Source organism: Vibrio sp. V39_P1S14PM300 (genome assembly GCF_009904765.1).
GTDB classification, from domain to species: Bacteria; Pseudomonadota; Gammaproteobacteria; order Enterobacterales; family Vibrionaceae; genus Vibrio; species Vibrio proteolyticus.
Genome location: NZ_WXWP01000412.1, coordinates 1 through 9051, shown reverse-complemented (window position 1 = coordinate 9051; position 9051 = coordinate 1). Strand labels below are relative to the sequence as shown.

General features: G+C 47.7%; 6 protein-coding genes and 1 tRNA gene. 6 read left to right on the top strand and 1 reads right to left on the bottom strand.

Annotated features, from left to right (window positions below; all coding sequences use genetic code 11):
• Window positions 1-190: 190 nt before the first annotated feature.
• The 3 genes from CAG65_RS21525 to CAG65_RS21515 all read left to right on the top strand — a co-directional run bounded on the left by CAG65_RS21525 (window position 191) and on the right by CAG65_RS21515 (window position 2680).
• Entirely contained in the window at window positions 191-1594 is a 1404-nt protein-coding gene (locus CAG65_RS21525) for a sensor domain-containing diguanylate cyclase (RefSeq protein WP_337247575.1), read from the top strand.
• A gap of 92 nt (window positions 1595-1686) precedes the next feature.
• A tRNA-Gly gene (locus CAG65_RS21520) sits at window positions 1687-1761 on the top strand.
• A gap of 382 nt (window positions 1762-2143) precedes the next feature.
• Window positions 2144-2680 carry a glycine zipper 2TM domain-containing protein gene (locus CAG65_RS21515; RefSeq protein WP_161454930.1) on the top strand — a complete coding sequence of 179 codons (537 nt, stop codon included), beginning with the start codon at window positions 2144-2146 and terminating at the stop codon, window positions 2678-2680.
• 46 nt (window positions 2681-2726) lie between these two features.
• Here the strand turns inward: CAG65_RS21515 and CAG65_RS21510 are convergent, their stop codons facing one another.
• The gene (locus CAG65_RS21510; RefSeq protein WP_021705373.1) at window positions 2727-3437 is read right to left on the bottom strand and encodes a TetR/AcrR family transcriptional regulator; all 711 of its coding nucleotides are present in this window, start codon (window positions 3435-3437) and stop codon (window positions 2727-2729) included.
• Between the two features lie 175 nt (window positions 3438-3612).
• On the opposite strand from CAG65_RS21510, the gene CAG65_RS21505 reads away from it, so the two are divergent.
• Genes CAG65_RS21505 through CAG65_RS21495 form a run of 3 tightly spaced genes read left to right on the top strand, consistent with a single transcriptional unit; the run spans window position 3613 to window position 8797 of the window.
• The gene (locus CAG65_RS21505; RefSeq protein WP_161454929.1) at window positions 3613-4686 is read left to right on the top strand and encodes an efflux RND transporter periplasmic adaptor subunit; all 1074 of its coding nucleotides are present in this window, start codon (window positions 3613-3615) and stop codon (window positions 4684-4686) included.
• On the top strand, window positions 4686-5741 hold the full coding sequence (locus tag CAG65_RS21500) for an efflux RND transporter periplasmic adaptor subunit (RefSeq protein WP_161454928.1): 1056 nt from the start codon (window positions 4686-4688) through the stop codon (window positions 5739-5741). Before CAG65_RS21505 ends, CAG65_RS21500 begins: the two co-directional genes overlap by 1 nt.
• The gene (locus CAG65_RS21495) at window positions 5738-8797 is read left to right on the top strand and encodes an efflux RND transporter permease subunit (RefSeq protein WP_161454927.1); all 3060 of its coding nucleotides are present in this window, start codon (window positions 5738-5740) and stop codon (window positions 8795-8797) included. The genes CAG65_RS21500 and CAG65_RS21495 overlap by 4 nt, the downstream gene beginning before the upstream one ends.
• Window positions 8798-9051 lie beyond the last annotated feature (254 nt).

Genomic DNA, 9051 nt, shown 5'->3' with positions numbered 1-9051 from the left:
CAATATAAATGAAAAAGATCAGTGACAGTGCGATCATTAAGTGATCTAAATGTCAGTAAAACGAGATCGAGCTCGAAAAGCTGTCTATTTATTGGGTGAATTAAAGTCTATTGATCTATATAGAAGTCTCAAAGAATAACTGGGTGAGCAAACATGCAGAATCGAGTGTTTAGCATATGACAAAACCGGAGTGAAATTGCGTCTGTTATTGTTGTTAGGATGTGTCGTTCTGTTTCTAACCAGAACGGTATCTGCAGAAGTTGATGATCAAAATACACTGATTGTCGCTAACTCAAAAGCCTGGAAACCCTTCGCTTATCTGAACGAAAACGGAGAACCTGCTGGGATCCTGATTGACCTCTGGCGTGCGTATGGCAAAGCGAATAATGTCCGTGTTGAATTTTATCTGGTCGACTGGAATCAGTCACTGGAAGCGATGAAGAGTGGGAAGGCGGATGTTCACGGCGGGTTGCTTTGGTCTGCCAAACGCGATCATTTTCTGGATTACGCTGCGCCCATTTTTACCATAGAAACGCAACTGTATCTTAGTGACCGCTTGATGGGCACTGACGTCAATCTATTCCTAGAAGGAAAGCACACTTACCCAGTCGGTGTGGTTCGGGGTGGTTACGAAGAAGAGTTTGCTATGCGGCAGTACCCCAATCTGCCGTTGCTTCGCTTTGACAATAACGAAATTATGCTAAAAGCAGCGTTTAGTGGTGATATTCAGGCGTTTATTGCTGATCTACAGGTTGCCAATTTCTATCTTTACTCTTCGACAAATCCAGCCAGTTTTGTTGGTGTTCGTCATCTGTATTCGGGCGAGTTGAGGCCGGCTGTACCTCAGGGAAAGAGCCGCAATCTCAGCACAATCATGACCGGCATAGAAAACATTCCTCAAGAAGAAAAAGCGCGGATTATGAATCGTTGGATGTACATCAAAACGGTGTATCCCGACTACTTGTGGCCAATCATTGGCGCGATCACTGTGATTGCAATGGTTGCGTTTATTGTCGCGTTGATCATGACGGTCAAACTCCGTACCCGACAATTGAAACAAGCTAATCAAGAACTGATGATTTTGTCACAAACCGATGCATTAACGGGATTGTGTAATCGGCGCCATTTTATGACTCAATTTGATATGTGTGTAAGTAAAGGGCGACGGGTAGCCGTAATGGTGTTTGACATTGATGATTTCAAATCGATCAATGACCGCTTTGGTCACAGTGTTGGCGATATAGTCATTCGTGAAGTCGCCCAAACGGTATCTTACGTGGCGGGTCGGGATAAAGTGGTTGGCCGCATCGGTGGGGAAGAGTTTGCAGTGGTCTTTGATAATACAACGTTTGAGCATGCGACTCAGATAGCGAATCAGATTTGTCAGAGTGTGAGAGAGCGGACGATATCAAGCATTTTAGATGACAACGTCACGGTAAGTCTCGGGTGCGCGTATTATCTAAAAGTCAATCAAAAAATCACGTTAACTGATGCCGATAAGCTGATGTATCAGGCTAAACACTCGGGTAAAGACCAGGCTGTCATAAAACGATTTGCTCAAATTGACAGCGATGATGTGGCTTACTTGGCCTAGTTTGATTGTTCCATGCTCACTTGAATTGAAAAGAGAAAAAAAAGGTTTTCTTTTCAGAGAATTGTGGCATATTAAACCCATCAACGCGATGCGCGGGCATCGTATAATGGCTATTACCTCAGCCTTCCAAGCTGATGATGCGGGTTCGATTCCCGCTGCCCGCTCCAAGTTTTCGAAAAGCAGCCTTATGGCTGCTTTTTTCGTATCAGGCTTACTGGTAAACAACAAAATCTATCCTTTTTGTTCAGTGTAGGGCGTAGGAGCGCTTGTACGATCTGAATCATCACATAACATACAGCTTCTCTCTTTCTGGTTTAAATTCATTACAAAAAGCGACTGAAGCACCCCTGATCCTATGGAGGCGCCGAGTGAGGGCTACACGAATGTACTGACTCAATCGTGGTGCTGGTTTGATTCCATTAGATAGAAATCAGGTCATTTTTGTATGAAGAATCTGACCACAGAATGACAGAAAGCTTGGTCTATCCTGATGTAGCTTGAGTGAACGACATTATGATCAGCTCACGATTGGAACAACAGGAACTAACCATGAAACTACAGACTTTCGCTCTGGCTGTTGCGGCAGTTACGGTTTTGTCAGCATGTAAGGATAAATCTGAATCAGCCGAAGCCACCCCTTCGACGCCGACTGTGGCCAAGATTACTATGGTCGACACCGCAACAAAAGAGGTGAAAACACCGCATCAGGTGTGTGTCGATGTGGCCGTGACTCAACCCGTTCAACCCAAAGATGAAGGCAAACTTATTGGTACCATTGGTGGTGCAGCCGCTGGAGCGGCATTGGGTAACCAGATCGGTGGTGGTTCAGGTAAAGTAATTGCAACGGCCGCTGGCACGATTGCAGGGGCCCTGGCTGGACGTACGATTCAGGAAAATGTGCAGGCGAATGATGTGGTCACCACGACTCAGAAACAGTGCCACACTGAATACACGACATCCACCAAAGTGATCGGTTACAATGTCACGTACGAGTTTGATGGTGCATCAACGACGGTACGTATGGCGAATAAGCCGACCGGAAATACTTTCCCGGTGAAAGATGGGAAAGTCATTGTCCCGAACTGATTAACAAAAGAAGAGAGGCATCAGCCTCTCTTCTTTATTGACAGTTTTACTCTGCGCAACAGGGGAAGTCGTACAGTAACTCTTCAACACTGCTTGGGGTCAAACGATCTTGATTATCAACGTTTAACCTGAATGCGATCGTTTCTTCATACAAAAACCAGTGCTTGAGCAAGCACTTGTCCATATCGGCTGTTTCATCTGACCATGTTTCTTTCAAAAATGGCGTTAGCGACGCGGCTCCGTGTGCGTAAAGTATCATCTGCCATTTGAGTTCCCACACTCTGACCGGCGTTTGCGGGAAATCGCGGTTGTATTCGTCAGCGAGTGAGTTGACGAATGATTCCACCTCACCTGCCGAATCGATAAAGTAATCAAACAAGGCGTCTTCCTGACGAACGGCATCGGCAATCAGCTGTATTGGCTGCTTGAATATCAGCATGTAGGCCAGTAATCGAGTGGAGAAGATATACAGCTTCACATTAGCTGGCCGCTCGGGCGCAATATTTTGATATATCACCCGCATGTACTGCTCGATAAACTCGTGGAGGTTATCGCTGATACTGTGCCAGATCTTCTCTTTACTACCAAAATGATGGCGGATTAAGCTGTGTGATACTCCTGCTTTTTCGCTGATGTTACGTAACGAAACGCGTTCATAACCCAGTTCGCAAAACAGCTCTGAGGCTACCCGCAAAATTTCGCATTTGGTCTTTTCCGCATCTTGTGCGCTTCTACGCCCTTGTTTTCTCTCGCTCATTGCTCTTAATCGCCAGTGTTTACCGCACCCTTTTACCAGATCTTCAGGTTTTTTTCACTTCGAAATTATTATCCATCTGGTAAATAAAAAAGTTGATCTGAAACAGTTTATCAATATACTGCACAACTGTGTAGTAATTAATTGTACAGATGTACAATAAGATGAGATGCGACAAATGCACAAAAACTATCAATCCATCAAACAGAGTTCACTGGCTCTGTCCATGAGCCTCACACTTATTTTGGCAGGCTGTGACAATGCGGTATCCGAAGAAGTACCGATGGTAGTGACGCCGGTCAAGCTCAGTGCGGTGCCAGATCTGAGTCATAGCCATACAGAACACTTTATTGCCAAAGTTGATGCCACTGACAGGGCTGCACTCTCTTTTCAGGTGGCGGGCGAGATCGCTGCCATGCCTGTGCGCATGGGGAGTAAAGTCCGTAAGGGAGACGTATTGGCATATCTGGATCCGACAGACTTTCAGTTAGCACTGGATGCACGCCAGGCTGAATACGATTTAGCAAGAACACAGTATCAGCGCGCCAGACAATTAGTGGAACGAAAACTGATCAGCACTGACAGCTTCGATCAAACGGAAACCTATTTCAAAGCCGCGAAGGTGTCCTTAGAGCAAGCAAAAACCGATTTGGAATATACGCGCATGACTGCGCCATTCGACGGAATTGTGTCGCTGACGATGGTGGAATCCAACCAGGTCGTTGACGCGAAGCAGCCGGTGATGAATTTGTTAAACCATCAGGTGATGGACGTCATTTTTACTATTCCGCTAAGTTACGTAGAAAAGTACGGTATTGATGGCATCGTCAGTTCACCGTTGTCTGTCACAATGGACAGTCAACGTGATCTTTCGATACCGGCGCAGTTCAAAGAGATATCAACGCGTCCTAATCCAGACACCAACAGCTATACCGCTCGAGTCACCATCCGCACTCCCAAAACCTTAGCTCTGTTGCCTGACATGACGGGACAGGTCAACCTCCAAAGTGAGGCCTCTGTGCCGAATTATCGTATCGCAGAGTCCGCCTGGGTTGAGAAAAGTACTGGCAAAGGGGTTGTCTGGACGTTTAACGAATCGGATCAGACTGTGCAGAAAACCAGCGTCACTATCAATGACGATGGTTATGTGGTTGCTGGCTTGCAACAAGGGGATCTGGTGGTAGAAGCGGGCGCCCAGGGGTTAAGTCAGGGGCAGCGTGTTAAAGCGTGGACAAAAGAAGGCGGTATCTGATGCAGTTAAAAACTTATTCCGCGATTGCCTTGGCCGGGCTAATTGCTCAGGGATGCACCCCAGCCACTGAACACCGACCAAAGCCACCTATGGTGGTGGATACCCTTGAAGTCACTGCGCCTGTTGCAACCCAATTTCGTGTCTTTAATGGTCAGGTGGTGGCTCCAGAGCTGACCCCACTGGCTTTTCGCTTACAAGGCGAAATTAAAAAAGTGGCCGTACAAGAAGGTGACGCCGTCACTAAAGGTCAGGTACTGGCGATATTAGATGACGCCAAAGTAAAACAAAGTGTGGCCGATGCTAAAGCAAAGTTGAACTTGGCTTCACGCCAGTTAAACCGAGGTCAGGAATTGCGTAAAAGTGGCATGATTTCGACATCAGAATACGATGAGTTAAACGCCAACTACAAACTGGCGCAAGCCAATTATCGTCTTGCTGCTTCCCGGTTGTCTTACACGCAATTAAAAGCACCGTATGACGGCATCGTTTCAGAGGTCCCTAAGCAAGACTTTGAACGCGCCGCCGCCGGTGAAACGGTTTTGAGTGTTTATCGATCTACAGATGTCTACGTGCAGTTAGACGTGTCCGATTCGGTGCTGTCTCGTTTAGAGCCTCTGTTGGACAACTCAACGTATCAGCCCATCGCCAGCTTTGCAGGCCACGGCCAGAATTATCCACTGACCTACCTTGAGCACACCAGTGAGTTGAGCCCTGAGACGAAAACTTACCAGTTCTGGCTCAAAATGCCTCAGGTTGAACCACGTATTCTTCCGGGAACCAGCGTCAAGGTCAGTGTCGATATGGTCAAAGCCGGTATTGGTGTGGCGGAAGGCTACCCATTGCCGATGACGGCCATCGACTCAGCCCCCGACCACCGGCATTTCTATGTTTGGAAGCTCAACCAAGGGCTGGCAGAGCGCGTCGCGGTCACTGTGGACCAAGTGACCGCTGACGGGGCGATCGTGCATCAGGGAATTGTGCAAGGAGATACCCTCGTTAATTCCAACTTAAGAAAGCTGCGTGATGGTATGCAAATAACGGGAGAGCCGAAGTGAACATCGCTGAATACTCGATTAAGAACAAAGTGATCAGTTGGCTGCTCCTGGTCATTCTGGCGATTGGCGGCGTTTTTGCCTTCAATGGATTGGGACGTTTGGAAGACCCGGCGTTTACTATCAAAGATGCGATGATCATCTCATCCTATCCGGGAGCAAAACCACAGGAAGTCGAAGAAGAGTTGACCTACCCACTGGAGCAAGAGATCCGCAAGCTACCGTATATTGACAACATTACCTCGACGTCGTCGAACGGGATGTCGCAGATCACCGTTAGCATGAAAATGATCTACGGCCCGGACAAATTGCCCCAGATCTGGGATGAAATGCGTCGAAAAATCAACGATCTAAAACCAAGCCTTCCGTCTGGTGTCAGCTCTATCCAAATCATAGATGATTTTGGTGACGTATACGGAATCATGCTGATGTTGACTGGAGATGGCTACGATTCTGTAGAGCTTAAACGGTATGCCGATTATCTGCGTCGCGAGTTGGAATTGATCGATGGGGTGGGCAAAGTGTCTATTGCTGGCGATCAACAAGAGCAATTATTTGTCGAAATATCCTTAGATCGACTTGCAGCGTTGAATTTGGATATGAGCACAGTGACGGGGATTTTAAATCAGCAAAACAGTGTCCGCGAGTCAGGAGAAGTGATGGTCAACGGCCAATCGCTGGTGATCCGACCGAGTGGGACAATGTCGTCTGTGCAAGAGTTGGAAAACTTGATTATCCATGGTCGTGATACCGGCAACTTGATTCGCCTGAAAGACGTGGCGACAGTATCCCGGGGGATTGCCGAAAAGCCGCAAAACGTGTTGATGTTCAACGGTAAGCCAGCGATTAACCTGGCCATTTCGTTTGCATCCGGTGTTAACGTGGTTGAAGTTGGAAAGGCTATCGAGAGCGAATTGTCAGTACTTGAAAGTATCAAACCCGCAGGCGTAGAGATGGACTATTTCTATAATCAGTCTGCGGAAGTGGATAAATCGGTCAGCGATTTCGTGATCAGCCTGGGAGAAGCTGTTGCGATCGTGATCGTTGTCTTGCTGTTCACCATGGGGCTGCGCAGCGGCATCATCATTGGACTGGTCTTGTTGTTGACGGTATTCGGCACTTTCATGCTGATGGATTACAACGATATCGAGCTGCACCGAATTTCTTTGGGTGCCCTTATCATTGCGCTTGGGATGTTGGTCGATAATGCGATTGTGGTGGTTGAAGGGATACTGGTTGGCCTGAAGAAAGGGCGAACCAAGTTGCAGGCTGCAGTGGATATCGTCAAGCAGACGCAGTGGCCACTGTTGGGAGCAACGGTAATCGCCATTACTGCGTTTGCCCCCATCGGATTGTCTGAAGATGCCACTGGCGAATTTATGGGTTCTCTGTTCTGGGTATTGTGCTACTCCTTGTTTTTGAGCTGGATTACCGCACTGACATTAACGCCGTTTCTGGCCGACTTACTGCTCAAAGAAGAGGAGAAAAGCGGCGCTGAAGAGAGCGACCCGTATAAAGGCGCGTTGTTTATCGTGTTCGGTGCGCTACTTAAATTTGCGCTGCGTTTTCGTTGGCTGACAGTAGCGGCGATGTTGGCAATGATGATGGCGGCAGTGATCGGTTTTGGCAATGTGAAACAATCGTTTTTCCCAGCGTCAAACACGCCGATGTTCCATGTCGATATGTGGATGCCGCAAGGAACGGATATCCGCGAGACCATCGCCCAGACCGAACGCGTACAAGAGTATATTTCGGCGCAAGATCACGTTGAGTCGGTGACCACCACCGTGGGCCAGGGGCTACAGCGTTTCATGCTGACCTATCAGCCAGAAAAAAGCTATGAAGCGTATGCACAACTAACAGTCAGAGCGGACACGCGCGAAAACATGTTTCTATTGCTAAAGCGTCTTGATGCGACGTTAAGCCAGGAGTTTAATCAGCCGACGTTCCAAATCAAAGTGATGGAATTCGGACCGTCACCGGCATCTAAAATTGAAGCGCGAATCACCGGCCCTGATCCACAGGTGCTGCGCGAAATCGCACTTGATGTCGAAGATGTATTTTACGCCGACCCCGGTGCTCGGAATGTACGTCATGACTGGCGTGAGCGCACCAAAGAATTGGTGCCACTGTTTAATGAATCCAAAGCGCGTCGTCTGGGGATCTCGAAACAGGAGCTGTCTGACACGCTACAAATGGCATTTGGTGGGACCTCCATTGGTGTGATTCGTGACGGCACCCATATGTTACCTGTAGTGGCACGTTTGCCTGAGCAGGAACGGGTGGACTTTGAGTCTTTGGTGAACGTTAAGATCTGGAGCCCGTCATTGCAAACCTACATTCCAGTCGAGCAAGTGATTGATGGGGTCGAGCTGGACTGGCAGGATCCGTTGATTCAACGCCGGGATCGTAAGCGTACGCTGACCGTGTTAGCGGATCACGATGTGTTGGGAGACGAGACGGCTGCGAGCCTGTTCAACCGTATTCGACCGCAAGTGGAAGCCTTGCCTTTGCCTGAAGGTTATGCCATCTCCTGGGGCGGAGAATACGAATCCTCCAAGGATGCACAAGAAGCCATGTTCAGTTCGCTCCCATTAGGCTATCTGGTCATGTTCATCATCACTATGTTCCTGTTCAATTCGGTGCGCAAGCCTTTGGTTATCTGGCTTACGGTACCGCTGGCAATCATTGGTGTTTCTGTGGGGTTATTGGCGACGGGCATGCCATTCAGTTTTACCGCACTATTGGGGCTATTGAGTCTGAGTGGGATGATTCTAAAAAATGGGATAGTTTTAATGGATCAAATCAACATTGAGCTCAGTTCCGGAAAGGGCTCTTACAATGCCGTATATGACAGTGCGATCAGCCGTGTCAGACCGGTCAGTATGGCGGCCCTAACGACAATTTTGGGCATGATACCTTTGGTATTTGATGCATTTTTTGGCTCTATGGCAATCACAATCATGGCAGGTCTTGGCTTTGCCACAATACTGACTCTCGTTGTAGTACCTGTATTGTTTGCGATTTTCTATCGGATCAAACCGTCCACTGCCGGATAATCACGGATAGATTCCAGGTTTGTTTTTTTGAGCCAGCCCTGACAGCAATGTCAGGGCTTTTTTATATGTGACTCTGTGAATTATTATTCACTTTGTCAATTGCGAGCGCAACGGCCACAAAAGGTCATTGTGTCGTTGATATGACGATTTTCTTCGCCGCTCTAAAAAATGTTACATCGCGCTCAAATCCTTATGCAACACGTGCTTTAATTTTAAAAGTCCTTTTTATTCAGTTGTTTAGGTGTTTTGTGATG